General features: G+C 39.9%; 15 protein-coding genes, 1 tRNA gene, 1 rRNA gene and 1 riboswitch. Of the genes, 13 read left to right on the top strand and 4 right to left on the bottom strand.

Translation table 11 applies throughout. The features are described from left to right. Together JQM81_RS11455 and JQM81_RS11450 are read left to right on the top strand one after the other, a co-directional pair. Positions 1–106, top strand: a 23S ribosomal RNA gene (locus JQM81_RS11455); the annotation flags it as partial. Between the two features lie 184 nt (positions 107–290). After that, positions 291–683 carry a PepSY domain-containing protein gene (locus JQM81_RS11450; RefSeq protein ID WP_235233791.1) on the top strand — a complete coding sequence of 131 codons (393 nt, stop codon included), beginning with the start codon at positions 291–293 and terminating at the stop codon, positions 681–683. Between the two features lie 82 nt (positions 684–765). Here JQM81_RS11450 and JQM81_RS11445 read toward each other — a convergent pair whose 3' ends face one another. Further along, positions 766–963, bottom strand: coding sequence for a hypothetical protein (locus JQM81_RS11445; RefSeq protein WP_235233790.1), 198 nt, complete (start codon positions 961–963; stop codon positions 766–768). Further along, positions 956–2,176, bottom strand: coding sequence for a bifunctional phosphopantothenoylcysteine decarboxylase/phosphopantothenate--cysteine ligase CoaBC (gene coaBC, locus JQM81_RS11440; RefSeq protein WP_235233788.1), 1,221 nt, complete (start codon positions 2,174–2,176; stop codon positions 956–958). The genes JQM81_RS11445 and coaBC overlap by 8 nt, the downstream gene beginning before the upstream one ends. Before the next feature lie 197 nt (positions 2,177–2,373). On the opposite strand from coaBC, the gene JQM81_RS11435 reads away from it, so the two are divergent. Continuing rightward, on the top strand, positions 2,374–3,030 hold the full coding sequence (locus JQM81_RS11435) for an ECF transporter S component (protein ID WP_235233787.1): 657 nt from the start codon (positions 2,374–2,376) through the stop codon (positions 3,028–3,030). A gap of 163 nt (positions 3,031–3,193) precedes the next feature. Here JQM81_RS11435 and JQM81_RS11430 read toward each other — a convergent pair. Then, a tRNA-Trp gene (locus JQM81_RS11430) sits at positions 3,194–3,264 on the bottom strand. Positions 3,265–3,760: 496 nt separating this feature from the next. On the opposite strand from JQM81_RS11430, the gene JQM81_RS11425 reads away from it, so the two are divergent. From JQM81_RS11425 to JQM81_RS11385, 9 genes are all read left to right on the top strand, one after another. After that, positions 3,761–4,528 (top strand): ZIP family metal transporter, encoded by a 768-nt coding sequence (locus JQM81_RS11425; protein ID WP_235233786.1) that lies wholly within the window; start codon positions 3,761–3,763, stop codon positions 4,526–4,528. A 137-nt stretch (positions 4,529–4,665) separates the two neighbouring features. Further along, on the top strand, positions 4,666–5,901 hold the full coding sequence (locus tag JQM81_RS11420) for a dicarboxylate/amino acid:cation symporter (RefSeq protein WP_235233785.1): 1,236 nt from the start codon (positions 4,666–4,668) through the stop codon (positions 5,899–5,901). Continuing rightward, complete coding sequence (locus tag JQM81_RS11415) at positions 5,885–6,328, top strand: prepilin peptidase (RefSeq protein ID WP_235233782.1); 444 nt, start codon at positions 5,885–5,887, stop codon at positions 6,326–6,328. The genes JQM81_RS11420 and JQM81_RS11415 overlap by 17 nt, the downstream gene beginning before the upstream one ends. A 76-nt stretch (positions 6,329–6,404) precedes the next feature. Continuing rightward, positions 6,405–6,604, top strand: a riboswitch (cobalamin riboswitch). A 168-nt stretch (positions 6,605–6,772) separates the two neighbouring features. Beyond that, positions 6,773–9,931 (top strand): ABC transporter substrate-binding protein, encoded by a 3,159-nt coding sequence (locus JQM81_RS11410; protein ID WP_235233781.1) that lies wholly within the window; start codon positions 6,773–6,775, stop codon positions 9,929–9,931. A gap of 54 nt (positions 9,932–9,985) precedes the next feature. Then, positions 9,986–11,194: an ABC transporter substrate-binding protein gene (locus tag JQM81_RS11405; protein ID WP_235233779.1), complete on the top strand. Its 1,209-nt coding sequence runs from the start codon at positions 9,986–9,988 to the stop codon at positions 11,192–11,194. A gap of 41 nt (positions 11,195–11,235) precedes the next feature. Beyond that, positions 11,236–12,300: a FecCD family ABC transporter permease gene (locus tag JQM81_RS11400; RefSeq protein ID WP_235233794.1), complete on the top strand. Its 1,065-nt coding sequence runs from the start codon at positions 11,236–11,238 to the stop codon at positions 12,298–12,300. Between the two features lie 2 nt (positions 12,301–12,302). After that, a complete protein-coding gene (locus JQM81_RS11395) occupies positions 12,303–13,394 on the top strand; it encodes an ABC transporter ATP-binding protein (protein ID WP_235233778.1) in 1,092 nt (363 codons plus the stop codon). Positions 13,395–13,414: 20 nt separating this feature from the next. After that, positions 13,415–14,344, top strand: a complete 930-nt coding sequence (locus JQM81_RS11390) for a cation diffusion facilitator family transporter (RefSeq protein ID WP_235233776.1) — start codon at positions 13,415–13,417, stop codon at positions 14,342–14,344. Between the two features lie 122 nt (positions 14,345–14,466). Next, on the top strand, positions 14,467–15,333 hold the full coding sequence (locus JQM81_RS11385) for a DegV family protein (RefSeq protein ID WP_235233774.1): 867 nt from the start codon (positions 14,467–14,469) through the stop codon (positions 15,331–15,333). A 95-nt stretch (positions 15,334–15,428) separates the two neighbouring features. On the opposite strand, the gene JQM81_RS11380 is transcribed toward JQM81_RS11385, so the two are convergent. Then, positions 15,429–15,779, bottom strand: a complete 351-nt coding sequence (locus JQM81_RS11380) for a hypothetical protein (RefSeq protein ID WP_235233773.1) — start codon at positions 15,777–15,779, stop codon at positions 15,429–15,431. 129 nt (positions 15,780–15,908) lie between these two features. Here JQM81_RS11380 and JQM81_RS11375 point away from each other — a divergent pair, with 129 nt between their 5' ends. Continuing rightward, positions 15,909–16,214: a metal-sensing transcriptional repressor gene (locus tag JQM81_RS11375; protein WP_235233772.1), complete on the top strand. Its 306-nt coding sequence runs from the start codon at positions 15,909–15,911 to the stop codon at positions 16,212–16,214. Positions 16,215–16,225: the final 11 nt, after the last annotated feature.

Below are 16,225 nucleotides of genomic sequence, written 5' to 3'. Positions count from 1 at the left end.
ACGAAAGTAGTAAGACCCCTTGAAGACGACGAGGTAGATAGGGCAGAGGTGGAAGTACAGTAATGTATGGAGCTGACTGCTACTAATCGGTCGAGGGCATGACCAAGCAAGGTGATAGGTAATGGATGATATTTCTTGTATGCAGTTTTGAAGGTACATAAGTTTAAGACAGTCGGTTTGACTGTCTTTTTTGCATAATTTGTAAAAAATATAATGTGAATTTTAGTCTTTCTTTCAATTTAAATGGATATACTAAATGCAAGAAAAAATGAAATCTTAGGAGGAAAGATATGCGAAAAAAATACATTACTTTATTAGTAGCTTTTATGATGTTTTCTACAATAGTTTTGAGTGGATGCACGAATGGAAATTCGAATACTGCTTCCAATACCGGAAAAGATGGAAATACTACGTCAACTAATACGCAACAGAATCAAAATAATAGCCAGAATAACGAACAAATACCTTCACAAGAACAAGTGACTGTCAGTGAAGAGGAAGCAATAAAACTTGTTCTTGAAAAAGTCCCTGGAGCAACAGAGCAAAATGTCAAAATCAAATTGGAATATGATGATGGATATTATAAATATGATGGTGATATTATATATGAGCAGAAAGAATATGATTTTGAGATAGATGCATATTCAGGAGAATTTCTGGAATGGAGCGAAGAAAAGCTATAATATCAGATGATAATTATGAAAATCCTGCCTATTATATGAAAGAAAATCTATATAGTAGGCAGGATTTTTAATGTGATAATATTTAAAATTCCATTTCCACCAAATGTGCTACAGCAATCGGATCGTCTTCTGTAAATCCTTGTGCACAAGTCAAAATGAGTTTAATATAATCTATGGAAAAATCTAGCCGCTCAGCAATCTCAGCCATATTTTTTCCGTTTTCGTTGAGTTCAATTACGTGTGTTACATCTTGTTGAATTTGGGAAAAATCTTTATTCATGAGACGTATTCTCCTTTTTCAATCTTAATTCTAAAATGGCATCCAATAGTCGGAATGCAACTTCATCTTTTTCCATAATTGGAAGCTCAGTCTCGGAGTTTTTAGTAATTAGAGTAACTATATTTGTATCGGTTTCAAAACCAGCACCTTTTATTTTTAAATTATTTGCTACAATCATGTCCAGATTTTTTTTTGCAAGTTTCTTTCTGGAATTTTCAAGCATGTTTTCTGTCTCCATAGAAAAGCCACATAAAAATTGGTTAGGAAGTTTATGTTCTCCGAGATACTTTAAGATGTCATCTGTTCGCTCTAATGGAATTGATAACTCTGCGTCTGCCTTTTTTACTTTTTCATCTGAGACTTGACTTGGGCGATAGTCTGCAACAGCTGCAGCTTTAATTATAATATCCATATCTTTGCTTCTGGAAGTAACGGCATTAAACATATCTTTTGCTGTGATAATTGGAACAACATGAACGAATTTAGGCGGTTCTAATGCCGTCTTTCCAGTTACGAGTGTGACATTGGCACCTCTTAACATACAAGCTTTGGCGATACTGTAACCCATTTTCCCAGAAGAATGGTTGGTGATATATCGAACCGGATCAATAGCTTCCTGAGTTGGGCCAGCAGTAACAAGAACTTTCAATCCTTCCATATCCTTTGGACAAGCACAATGACGAAGAATATGTTCATACAAGTCTGAAGGCTCTGGCATCTTTCCAGTTCCGGTGTCACCACATGCAAGATAACCACTGGCAGGGGTTACAATATCCATACCATAACGACGTAAAGTTGCAAGATTATCTTGAGTGATGGGATTCTCATACATGGCTGTATTCATGGCTGGTACTATGATTTTAGGACATTTACAGGCAAGAATGGTAGTAGTAAGCATATCATCGGCAAGACCATGTGCAAGTTTAGCGATAACATTGGCAGTTGCTGGTGCAATCATAACAACATCTGCTTTTTTGGCAAGCGCAACATGTTCTACGTTAAATTCAAAATTACGATCAAAAGTATCTGTTACACATTTATGGCCTGTTAAAGTCTCAAATGTAATGGGATTTATGAAGTTCTTGGCATTTTCCGTCATAAGAACATGGACTTCTGCGCCAGACTTTACCAACAGACTGGTCAGAGATGCACTTTTATAAGCAGCAATTCCTCCAGTAACACCAAGAAGAATTGTTTTATTTTTCAATTGCATAGTAAATCCTCTCTTTATATTGATATAATATAAAATAACTATAGCGTGTTTCTGCTTATCTTGCAAGAATCAAGGACCTAAATTAACAGGATTGTACTCGATTTTATACTTGTTCTCAATAAATTCCGATGATATAATGACACAGTAATTGTATTGTATCCCGGCAGTCGGGAATGATAACAAGGAGGAATTGAATAATGAAAGAAAAGAAACATGACACTCGATGGATGGTCAGTGTCGCACTTATGGCAGCAATTGTCATTGTGTTGGCGAATACACCTTTAGGTATGATCCAACTGCCAATTATTAAGGCGACAACTGTACACATTCCTGTAATTATTGGAGCGGTTCTGTTAGGACCTTCTGCAGGAGCAATCTTAGGATTTGTTTTTGGTATGTGTTCGATGATTAGTAATACAATGGCACCTACACTCTTATCCTTTGCATTTTCGCCATTTATGAGCACAACGGGAATTCCAGGAGCACTGAAAGCAATCTGGATATCTGTAGGATGCCGTATTTTGATTGGAGTGGCTGCAGGATGGTTATGGATTTTACTAAGTAAACTAAAAGTAAATCAGGTAATTGCACTTCCAATTGTAGGATTTGTAGGTTCTATGGTAAATACCATAACAGTTATGGGAAGCATTTATCTGCTGTTTGCACAGCAGTATGCAGAAGCAAAAGATGTTGCTGTGACAGCTGTATGGGGACTCGTTATGGGAACTGTAACAGCATCAGGTATTCCAGAAGCAATTGCAGCAGCAGTTCTTGTATTGGCGCTTGGAAAGGTATTGATTCAGGTGTTCAAGAAGATGAATATTAACGTAGTGAGCGCTCATATTGCAAAATAAATTAGTTATGATAAATGAATAGAGATTAAAATGAATAAAATCAAAAGCCCTGAAAATCCGGGGCTTTTATTTTATAATAAAGTAAAACAAAAATTTGATTGCATGGAAATTTTCTCAAAACCAAAAAGAAGTCTTGTAAATTCAAGACTTCTTTTTGATTAAGCAGGGGATGAGAGAATCGAACTCCCGCCAAAGGTTTTGGAGACCCCTATCATACCACTTGACCAATCCCCTATATTTCTCTGTCGCACTAGATATTTATACCATATAACATTGATAGTTGTCAATAGATAAATTGAAAATAACACATTAAATTTTAACACCCTGGAGCGTGATCAATTTTCCGAAGATAGAAGACTGTAAACCCAGCGCAACGGAATCGGCGTATTCCAATTTTATTGGAGGGAGAAGAATCTCGCCCATTTCAGTTGGAATACTGCGATAATGCTTTTTGGATTTTAAAAATTCCGTTTTTTTCTTGTTTGCGAACCTCGCATAGATCTCTGTGATTCCCGCTCAGGAATGGCACATATAGACTTCGATAAAGATATTTGAAATGTCTTTTTTTCTCATATATTCTTTTAAAGGTTCTTCATAATGAAAATTCATGCAGCTTTCTCCTTTTTTATTGTATGGACTAGTTTTATTATAGCCTGGAATAGGAGAGAATTCCAGATATATGAAGAACAATCTTTATTTAATTCCATATATTGACTAATGGGTGAGAAGAATGAATGGAATTATATGGACTTTTTTGGGAACTTTATTGACGCTTTCTGTGACGACACTTGGAGCAGCAGGAGTATTTTTCGTAAAAAAGGAGATTGGAGGAAGATTACAGAGTGGATTTCTGGGGTTTGCCGGCGGTGTGATGATTGCGGCTTCGGTATGGTCTTTGCTGTTGCCGGGAATCGAATACGCAGAAGAGAATGGACAGATTAGCTGGCTGGTCATTACCTGTGGTTTTTTGATAGGTGTATGGCTGTTGATTCTAGTGGATTATTTGATTCGAAAGTGGGAGAGTTTTCAGGTTAAAAGGAATACGGCGATGCTGGTGACGGCAATTACAGCGCACAATATCCCGGAAGGAATGGCGATTGGCATTGCATTTGCATTGGCAACTCAAGATCTTCAGGATGCATCAAGGTTGTCAGGGGCCATTGCTTTAACGGTCGGTATTGCAATTCAGAATTTTCCAGAAGGGACTGCCGTTGCATTGCCACTAATTAACAATGGAATAAGTAAGAAAAAAGCCTTTTTTATTGGGAGCATGTCGGCGGTTGTGGAGCCAGTCTTTGGAGTTCTGACAGCTGCAGCAGCAAATCTGGTGCAGGGAGGGATGCCATGGTTTCTGGCATTTGCAGCAGGAGCCATGATTTATGTCGTAGTACAGGAGCTGATACCGGAAGCATATATCGGAGAAGAAGAAAAATCAGGGACGTTGGGATTTATTGTGGGATTTCTTGTGATGATGATTCTGGATGTCGCGTTTGGATAAGGGAGTAAATTGTATAGTAAATATGCATAGAAAAACCAGAGTAAGTGAAAAAATAAACAATAATAGTAATAAAATCGGGGTTGTGATATACTAATTTAATATGAGAGTAATAAAAAAGATACTGATGAGGAGGACTTATGGAAAAGAAAAAGTTAAGTATGCCTGTGAAGACATTAATAGGATTAGCGCTTGGTGTCATAGCGGGATTGGCATTGCAGAATCATGCTGATTTTGCCAATACATATATCAGCCCATTTGGAACATTGTTCCTGAACTGCATCAAGATGATTGTTGTACCAATGGTATTTTCTTCAATTATCGTGGGCGTATGTGGAATCGGTGATGCAAAAAAGATTGGAAGAATCGGCGGAAAGACAGTGGTATATTTCTTATGTACAACTGCTTGTGCAGCAACACTTGGTATTATTGTATCCAATATATTTAAGATTGGTCAGGGCTTTGAGATTACAGGAGAAGTTGCAGAGGTAACGATTCCGGAGAGTACGGGAGTTATCAATACCTTAGTTAATATTATTCCGTCAAATCCGATACAATCACTGGCAAATGGAGATATGCTCCAGATTATTGCGTTTGCCATTGTCATTGGCGGCGGAATTGTGATGATTGGAGATAAGGGTAAACCAATTCTCAAAGCATTCGATTCACTGGCTGAAGCAATGTATGCCATTACCGGAGTGATTATGAAGTTTACACCTGTTGCAGTATTTGCGTTGATTACACCGATTGTGGCAGAAAATGGGGCAGAAGTACTGCTTCCGTTGGTCAGTGTGGTTCTGGCAGTTTATGGTACTTGTATATTGCATGCAATCATTGTATATTCATCTTCTGTAAAATTATTTTCCGGCGTGGGACCAAAAGAATTCTTTCAAAAAGCAGCAGAAGCAATCGTATTTGCTTTTACTTCAGCAAGTAGTTCAGCGACATTGCCATATTCTATGAAATCAGCAGAACAGTTGGGTGTCACAGAAGAGGTGCGTTCTTTTGTACTTCCGCTCGGTTCTACGATCAATATGGACGGAACTGCTATTTATCAGGGAATCTGTGCATTATTTATTGCAAATGTATATGGAATTCATCTGAGTCTGGTGCAGCAGATTACAATTGTGCTGACGTGTACATTTGCGTCTATAGGGGCGGCAGGAATCCCAGGGTCTGCAATGGTCATGCTTTCCATGGTTCTGCAGTCTGTAGGGCTTCCGCTGGAAGGTATCGGACTGGTGGCTGGAATCGACCGGATTACAGATATGGCTCCAACGGCTACGAACATTACTGGAGATATTGCATGTTCTGTTGTGATTCAGGCAACTGAGAACAAAAAACAGAAGGAGAGATCGGATGGTGAATGTCTGTAGAATATTATTTGCGGCAGGATTCTTAAGTTTATTGGCAATGATAGCCTATAATGATTGGAAGACAATGAAGATTCCGAACAAATTAATCATAATAACTGGAGGGGTTGGTCTGGCATCAACCCCTTTTTTCACAGAAATCAGTCTGATGGAGAGAGGAATCGGCGTCTTATGTATCAGCATACTGCTTCTCATTATTACGTGTATTGTTCCGGGAAGCTTCGGCGGCGGTGATATCAAACTCACGGCTGTCTGTGGATGGTATCTTGGATGGCGGTGTATGATGCTTGCATTCGTAATGGCGGTATTTAGCGCAGGAATCTATGTAGTATGGATTCTGGTGCAAAAAAAAGTTGGATATAAAACATCATTTCCATTTGGGCCATTCTTATGCCTTGGTATGGCTACAGCTTATTTTTTGAGAATGTGAAAAAGGAAGGACTTTCTTTGGGAAATATTGTAATTGGCTGATAAGTCTGCTACAATGAGGTAGTGATTGATAATATCAAATATATGGGGTTTTCAGTGCCAGACAGATGTTCATCTGTAGGGGTAAAAGGGAATCAGGTGCAAGTCCTGAGCGATCCGGTCACTGTAAGCAAGGAGTAAGGCTGTGATATGCCATTGCATATATTTTATATGTGAGAAGGTGCAGCCGAGCGTTGATATGTAAGTCAGGAAACCTGCTGAAAATGTTGGTGAATAGCTTCCGAAGAAAGTGTTTTCATGTAATAAAGATAAAGTTGTGGGAATATGTTTTTCACAGCTCTTGAAGAATGTCTGCTTTCGGAATGATAGCAGGCTTTTTCTTTGCAATACCAACAAGGGGCCACTTCCCCAGAAGGCCGAAAATAATCAAAAGGAGAGGATTTAAGTGAAAAGTAACACGAAAAAATTTCTTGCCCTTCTTCTGGCTGTGGCTATGGCAGTAATGCCTGTAACTTCGCTTCGAGCAGAAGAGTCCAATGTACAAGGACAGGAAAATGCAGAGAATGAACAGCAAGAAGAAGTGGCAGAAGGAGAAGAAGATGGACAGGGAAATACTTCTGAAGCTTTGCAGACTGTAGAGGTGCCTAAAGTTGAAGAAAGTGCAGAAAATGGACAGACATCGGAAAATGAAACAGTACAGCAGCCGGAAAATGATACAACTGTGCAGCAGTCGATGGAATCTCAATCTTCCAATTCCCAGGGAAATGTGGAAGATGACACGGAAGAATTCAAGGTCGTTAAGTCAGAAGCAAAGGAAAATGGTGAGAAGGTCAGTATCTCCGTTTTTACAGCGAAGCTGACTTATAATAAGATCTATATTGGAAATAAAGAAGACACAGTAAAAGAACCAGTGATTGAAGGTCAGAAAAATGACCTGGGCGGTTATACATTTACTTTTGATGTAGAAAAAGAACAGCTTGGACAAAAGATATTGATTGTGCCTTATTATGCAGAAAAAAATGAATGGTATGTAGAAAAAGATGTACGTCTGGAGATTCCTGAAGAGGTAGAAGCAGAAAATATAGATTCGGATGCGGAAGAAGGCACATTTGAATCTGCGAAAATGACAAGGCAACTTCCAATGTTATTGGAAGCAGAAGCATCAGAAGAAACGGCCAAGACAGTGGAGCTTATTAGCGGTGCGGAATATAGTACGACTGTTGATAGCAGCAGCTCTATGTTTAACATTGTGTCTTGTAAAATGACAAGTGAGAATGGTAAGGTGTGGGCTGACATTACACTCAGTGGAACCTCTTATACAAAACTTTTTATTGGAACAAAAGAAGAAGCGGCAGGTGCAGAAGAGTCACAATATATAGGTTATACAGAAAATGCAGAGGGGCAATATGTATTTAGAATTCCAGTGAGTAAATTGGATGAACCGTTAAAGGTGGCGGCATATTCCAAAAAGAGTTGTGACTGGTTTGACCGTGAATTGACATTCAGTTCGGAAAATCTAAAGATTGAAAAAATACCCGATGGAATATACGAGAATGTTGCTGTGGAATCCAGCAGTACGATGTTTAATGTTGTAGATTGCACATTATTTAATGAAAATGGCACTATGCAGGCCGCAATTACATTAAGTGGAACTGGATATACAAAGCTTTACGTGGGAACTGCAGAGGAAGCAGAGCAGGTAACAGACTATATAGATTATGCGGTAGATGCAGATGGGAAATATGTATTCACAATTCCTGTATCAGGGTTAAATACAGAAATAAAGATAGCAGCATTTTCTAAAAAGAGCCAAAAATGGTTTGATCGTATTCTGGTATTTAATCCGGAAGTAAATAATCTGAAAACGTTACCGGATGGAACATATGATGATATAATCGTGACTTCAAGTAATAAAATGTTTAAAGTCATTGCTTGTACCTTAAGTAGTGAAAATGGTTCAATGCAAGCTGCAATTACATTAAGCGGAACTGGATATACAAAGCTTTATATGGGAAGTGCAGAAGAAGCACAGACTGCAGAAAATTATATAGAATATACAGAGGGTGCAGATGGAAGATATGTATTCACAATTCCCGTATCGGGGTTAAATACAGATATAGAGATAGCGGCACTGGGTTCAAAATGGTATGATCGTACTTTGGTTTTTTCATGGGGAACAAGCAGTATACCTTGTGGCGTACAAGAAGAAAGTACAGATAATCCAGAAAATTCGGGCGGAAGTACTGGAAATACTGGTGACACTGGTAATTCAGGTTCCAGCGGCAGCACCGGTTCTTCCGGCGGTCAGAATAATAACAATCCAGATTCCGAATCCAAGTATGAGTCTGACTTAAGCGGTTCGACTGGAAAAGTGAACAATACCACCAAGTTAAAAGATGGCGTCTATACACCAGATAGCTTCACATGGTCAGGTGGAACCGGGCGTGTGAGTATCTCCTGTACAAAGATTACGATAACGAATGGTCAGGCATATGCGACAATCGTATTCAGCAGTCCAAACTACGGTTATGTAAAGGCTAACGGCAATAAATACTATGCTACAGTTGTTGGCGGAACTTCTGTCTTTACGATTCCGGTTGAGTTGAATAAGAATAACCAGATCATTGGTATGACAACGGCGATGTCAACGGCACATGAAGTTGCTTACAATATCTTTATATATCTTGCGGCAGCAGGAGAAGCAGACGGCAAAACAGTTCTTGGAAGCGGTATGGGAAGCAGCAAGAAACTGGACGAAGAGGCACCGGATATACTGGGGTTAGAATATGAAGATGAAGTGACTTTGGATTATGCTGAGTACTTTAAGATCTATAAATATGAACAGGGAATTACGCTTCTTGAGATTGATCTGGTATCAGGTACGGTAAGAGAAGATGCAGAGGACGAAGAGACAGAGAAAGATTCTAAGAAGAAGGTTGAGTCAGAAGATGAGACAGAGAATGTAGAAGATGATGATTCGGCAGAAGCTTCGGAGGAAACAGCTTTGGATGTTCAGACGCAGGAAGAAATCGTAGCAGAGCTTTATCAGGAAAATGTTGTGAAATATTTGATCGTTCCGGAAGGTGTAGAGATTCCGGCCGGACTTGATAAAGAAGTTGTTGTGATCCAACAGCCGGTTGATAAGACATATGCGGCTTCCGATGATATTCTGGAACAGTTGGAACAGATGGATATGCTGGATCAGGTGGCAGCAGTTGCCTGTGAGGAAGATGACTGTAAGATTGATGCGATTGCTGACAAGATGGAGAAGGAAGAAATATCCTTTGCAGGTACATATGAGGAACCGGATTTTAAGAAATTGATCAGCACTAAATGTAATCTTGCACTTCTTCCGGCTGACATTCTTCCGCAGGAAGAAGAGGAAGATGAGAAAGAAGATCTGACAGTAGAAGAACAGAAAGAGCGTTTCTTTGAACAGGTGGAGAAATATGCACTTCTTGATATTCCAGTGGTTATAGATCGTTCTGCAGATGAAGAAGAAGAGCTGGCACAGAAGGAATGGGTAAAGATTTATGGAGCTATTTTCGGATGTGAAGAGAAAGCAGAAGAGCTTTTTCATGCGGCTGCAATAGCAAAAAAATAATACGGTAGAGACAGGGACGGCGTAACGGCCGTCTCTGTTAATGGAGTTGGTGAAATGAAAAAAAACAGGAAGAAAATAGTCAGTCTGATTCTGGTTCTGCTGATGGTGATGGAAGGAATTATTGGATGTGCTTCTGAAAGTAAAGAGACACCTGATGATGCAGGGCAATCAGAAGAGACGATACAGACAGAGCAGAAAGAGGAAAGTAAAAAGGCTTTGGAGATTCCCGGGCTTACTTATGAACGGACACTGGAACTTGATTATGCAGAGGGCTTCGATGTATATTATTACAATGATGGCTATGAAGTGATTGAAGTTTATGACAGTGCAACGTATCTGCTTGTACCGGAAGATGGAGAAGTTCCGGAAGGAATAGATGAAGATATTGTTATATTACAGAAACCTTTGGATAAGATATATCTGGCGGCAACCTCCGCAATGGCTTTGTTTGATGCGATTGATGCATTGGGATCAATCAGACTCAGCGGAACAGATGTTTCGGGGTGGTATATTGATCATGCGGTCGCTGCAATGGAGGCGGGTGATATCCTGTTTGCAGGCAAATACAGCGAGCCGGATTATGAGCTTATGATTGACGAAGAATGTAATCTTGCGATTGAATCTACCATGATTCAGCATTCACCAAAAGTAAAAGAGATGATTGAAGATCTTGGCATCCCGGTATTTGTTGACCGCTCCAGCTATGAGATACATCCTCTTGGAAGAACAGAATGGATCAAGTTGTATGGGGCGATGGTAGATAAAGATGATGAAGCAGAAGCCTTTTTTGAAGAACAGACAAAGGTCATTGAAGAATTAAAGGATTTTAAGAATACAGAAAAAACAGTAGCATTTTTCTATGTGAAGTCGGATGGCTCTGTTGTTGTACGTAAAACGGAAGATTATATTCCGACGATGATAGAGATTGCCGGCGGACGTTATATTTTTGATGATCTGGAAAATACAGAGAATAACAGTGCGGCTGTGAATCTTACGCTGGAAGAATTTTACGCGACCGCTGTAGAGGCGGATTATCTGATCTATAATTCATCGATTGACAGCCCGATTGCGAGCATCGATGATCTGTTGGCAAAAAGTGAATTATTTGCAGATTTTAAGGCGGTCAAGGATGGAAATGTGTGGTGTACCGGAAAGTATCTGTATCAGGCAACCGATATCGTTGGGAATCTGATCATGGATATTCATCTGATGCTGACGGATCAGGGTGAGGATGGTATGACATTCTTATATAAAGTGCAATAAGCATAGAAGACGGATATATGAAAGAATTTGGTGAGGAAATGATGCAGAAGAAGGTTAGTACTGCACAGGAAACGGGAAGCTTTCACAGTGAGAATTTTAGAAGACGGACCAGATATTCGATGGTTTTCATTGTTCTGGCAATAGCATTTTGCGTAATTACAGTATTGAATATTAATACAGGGAATGTAAGAATCTCTGTACCAACGATTCTCGATATACTATTCCAGCATGGCGGAAATGATGTGGAATACAGTATCATATGGAAGATCAGGCTGCCAAGAATCCTTATGGCTGCTATATTAGGCGGGGCGCTGTCTTTGTCAGGATTTTTACTGCAGACATTTTTTGCGAATCCGATTGCCGGACCATATGTGCTGGGAATCTCTTCCGGGGCAAAGATGGTTGTTGCGCTGACGATGATCATATTTTTGGAATATATGGGATCATTTTCTTCCTATACTTTGATTTTCGCGGCGTTCATCGGATCGCTGATTTCCACGGGATTTATCCTTATGCTGTCAAGAAAGATCCACCATATGGCATCTCTGTTGGTGGGAGGTATTATGATTGGTTACATCTGCTCGGCAGTGACGGATTTTGTCGTAACTTTTGCGGAAGATTCGGATATTGTGAATCTGCATGGCTGGTCTCAGGGAAGTTTTTCAGGTATGAGCTGGAGTAATGTAAAGGTTGCAACGATTGTCGTTGGTATCACACTGGTATTTACTTTCTTTTTGTCAAAGCCGATCGGTGCGTATCAGTTGGGAGAGGCTTATGCACAGAGTATGGGAGTGAATATCAAGGTGTTCCGTGTGGTGCTGATTCTCCTTTCCAGTGTGTTTTCTGCATGCGTCACAGCATTTGCCGGACCAATCTCTTTCGTAGGAATCGCGGTTCCTTATCTGGTTAGAAAATCTTTGAATACGTCCAGACCGCTTGTGGTGATCCCGGCGACGTTTCTGGGCGGGGCGGTGTTCTGTATGTTGTGTGATCTGATTGCACGTATGGCATTTGCACCAATGGAACTGAATATCAGTACGGTGACTTCTGTACTGGGGGCTCCGATTGTGATTATTATGATGTTGAAGCGGGAGAAAGGAAGATAGATATGGCTGATTATTATTTTCAAATGCAGAATATGACGGTCGGCTATAATGGAAAGCCGCTGATCCATGATATTAATATTGGAATAGATCAGGGAGAGATCGTGACACTAATCGGGCCCAACGGCTCTGGAAAATCGACGATTCTTAAGAGTATTACACGCCAGCTGAAACTGATCGGCGGGAAAGTTTTTTTTGATAACAGTTTCCTCCAGACATTATCATATAAGGAATTATCCACTCGTATGGCCGTAGTGCTGACGGAACGTATGAAGCCGGAACTTATGACGTGCCATGATATTGTTGCGACCGGCCGGTATCCATATACGGGCCGACTTGGTATACTGACCAGGGAGGACGAAGAAAAGGTAGATAAAGCGATGGAAGCTGTCCATGCCCAGGAACTGGGAGGCCGTGATTTCAATGCAATCAGTGATGGACAGCGTCAGAGAATCCTTCTGGCACGCGCTATCTGTCAGGAACCGGATATTATTATATTGGATGAGCCGACTTCATTTTTAGATGTACGTCATAAACTGGAGCTTCTTGCGATTCTTCGCAGAATGGCGAAAGAGAATGGAATTACAGTGATCATGTCTTTGCATGAGATTGATCTGGCCCAGAAGATATCGGATAAGATCATATGCGTGAAGGGTGAGACAATCTCCCATTATGGAATTCCTGAGGAAGTATTTCAGGAAGATATCATCCGGGAATTGTATGAGATAGATAACGGTTTCTTTGACCCGACGCTAGGAAGTATTGAATTGCCGCGTCCGACAGGAGATCCGGAAGTGTTTGTAATCTCTGGATGTGGAAGCGGAATCCCGGTTTATCGTCAGCTTCAAAAAGAGAATACACCTTTTATAGCGGGAATCCTGTATACGAACGATATGGATTATCAGCTTGCAAGATTACTGGCATCACAGGTCATTGTAGAAAAGCCGTTTTTTGAGATTACTGATGGGACCTATAAGGAAGCGGTGCGGGCGATGGAGAGATGTAGGAGAGTCATCAATGCAGGAATAGAGATTGGCCCGTGTAACCGGCGAATCGAAGATCTTGTCAGAGAGGCAGAGCGAATGGGGAAAATGTAGGAAGGGAATGATTAAAGGGTATGCATTCAAATCGAAAAAAGCGAAAATCAGAAATGTCAGCCTTGGAGGTATCTCTTGCAGGGAACTGTCTGTTCGTTATCCTTGAATTGATTATGGCGATATATACATGTTCTCAGGCAGTGTTATTAGATGCTGTTTATGATGGCGTGGAACTATCAATGATCTTTGTGTCAATGTCATTGCTTCCACTTTTGTATAAGCCATCTAATGAGAAACGGCCTTTTGGGTATCTTCAGGTAGAGTCGTTGTTTGTAATGATAAAAGGAATTGTTATGACAGCGGTTACGTTTGGCCTGATTGTCAACAATTTTCAGCTTATGCTGCATGGAGGCCGCCATGTGGACTTTTCGGTGATAGCTTATTTTGAATTGTCTTCGACAATCCTAAGTGTTATTTTTATCGTTATTCTAAGCAAATTGAATAAGAATCTGGATTCTCCAATCGTAACGGTCGAGATTCAGGAATGGAAGGTCGATACGATTGCATCAATGGGAATGACAGTGGCTTTCTTTTTGCCGGTCATTATTACATCAAATTGGTTTCAGCCGTTTACCCCGTATCTGGATCAGATTATTGCAATTATTCTATCTGTTTTTATGTTGCCTACGCCGATGAAGAGTGTGGTTGTTGGTCTGCGGGATTTGTTCTTGCTCCCGCCGGAGGAAGAAACTGTACAGCAAATTAAAGATATTATCGTTCCAATCTTAGATGCGTACGGATATGACAAGCTTTATTTTGATATTGTAAGAACTGGGCGTAAGCTGTGGATCAGTGTTTATATTACATTTGACAAGGATGAAGTGTCTATCTCTAGATTTAAGATTGTACAGGATTTTATTATCCGTGCTTTGGCAAAACATTATCAGGATTTTTATTTTGAATTGTTGCCGAATATTGAGTACAATGGAAATACAGAAGTAATAGAATAAATTGTTTTTTGAATAGTTATTAATTTATATATAAATATGTTGTGAACCGATTCATAAGATGATACAATTGTGACGAAATAAGTGTTACATATTATAACGTTTTGTAACAATTGGAGGTTATTATGAACGATTATATCATTTGTATGGATGCTTCCGGTGATATTATTGCGGAAGCGGCCAGAGAAAATAACGTAGCATTTGTCCCGATGGAATATTCCCTGGGGGATGAGATGCGTACATCACAAGGCTGCGAAGAAGAGGAAGTGTTGAAGAAATTTTATGATGGACAACGCGGTGGTGATATGACAAAGACTTCGCAGATCTCACCGTTTATGTACGAGAAGTATTTTAAAAAGTTCTTAGAAGACGGAAAGTCAGTCTTGTATTTCTGTCTGTCGAGCGGGCTTTCTTCCACTTATAACAGTGCTATGCTTGCAGCTGGGAATTTGAAAGAGGAGTATCCGAATCAGGAAGTTCTTCCAGTAGATACATTAGCGGCAACAGGCGGAATTGGGATTCTGGTTGAGAAGGCAATAGAAAACCAGAAAAAAGGAATGGATATTCATGAGAACTACGATGCAATCAATGCGGTGATTCCAAAGCTTCGCCATTATTTTATGGTTCAGGATCTGATGTATCTTAAGCGAGGGGGACGTGTCAGTGTAGCGACTGCAATCGTTGGGTCTGCACTCAATATTAAGCCAATGCTTGAAATTGATAAAAATGGTAAATTGATAACCGTGGATAAAAAACGTGGTAATAAAGCTGCCATGACATCTTTGTATAAGTTTTTTGTTGAAAACTATGATCCAGAGCAAGGAAGTATCATATATGTCTGTGATGCTGATGCACCTGAATTAGCAGAGGAATTAACGCATAAAGTGCAAGATTCTCATTCTGATGTCATAGTGAGACGAACAATGTTGTCACCGATTATCGGGGCACATACAGGCCCGGGAATGTTATCCATGATTCTTGTAGGAAAATAAATAATAGGGAAATGAATATTAAATATTATGAAAAAAGATGCTCGATTGAATCCTTTCAGGATTCGTCGGAGCATCTTTTTACTTTGATATCTGAATTATAATTTGCCGCAGTATTTCAGACAGTCTTCTTCAAAATTCTGCATCTGAGTATCCAAAGAGGCGAAAGAGGCATCAGATAGATTCTCTGTAACTGTCTGCATATCTTTTTCAATCTTTTCTGGATTATAGGGAATCTCCAGAGCGAAGTCGCTGAATGCACGAATCTTCTGGAAATACATATTTGTCTCCGGCTCTTCGTGATTGCTTCGGCACATCTGATACATAGAAACGCAGTCGGTTGCTTCTATATCTGTACATTTTTTGCAGATCCATTTTCCAAGATAATAATAAGTGCCATTGATATCATAGATAAATCCGGGGTATTTTAATAAACGTTCTGATAACATAGGAATCCCTCCATTTCTTACTCTTTAACAGTAACAAATCTGTCCTCAAAAAGCAAGGAAACAAAAGAATTTGTTGCAATATACCCGATAGGGGTATATAATGATGGATGTAAAGGAGATGAATGTAATATGGAGGAACAAAAGCAATGTTGCTCTCACAGAACCAAAGAGAGATCAGATAAAGAGTATAAAGACCTGATTCATCGGTTAAATCGTGTCGAGGGACAGGTCCGTGGTATAAAAAGAATGGTTGAGGAAGATGCTTATTGTACGGACATTCTAATACAGGTATCCGCAGTCAATGCTGCACTGAACAGTTTTAATAAAGTGCTGCTTGCCAATCATATCCGGACCTGTGTTGCGGAAGATATTCGTGCAGGTAAGGAGGAGACAATCGATGAACTTGTAGCTACCTTACAGAAACTAATGAAGTAATACGAAGTAAT

It is taken from the genome of Faecalicatena contorta (genome assembly GCF_021531895.1).
GTDB lineage: Bacteria > Bacillota > Clostridia > Lachnospirales > Lachnospiraceae > JAFBIX01.
The sequence above is the reverse complement of the archived record's forward strand: the minus strand, read 5'-3'. Positions and strand labels throughout refer to the sequence as shown.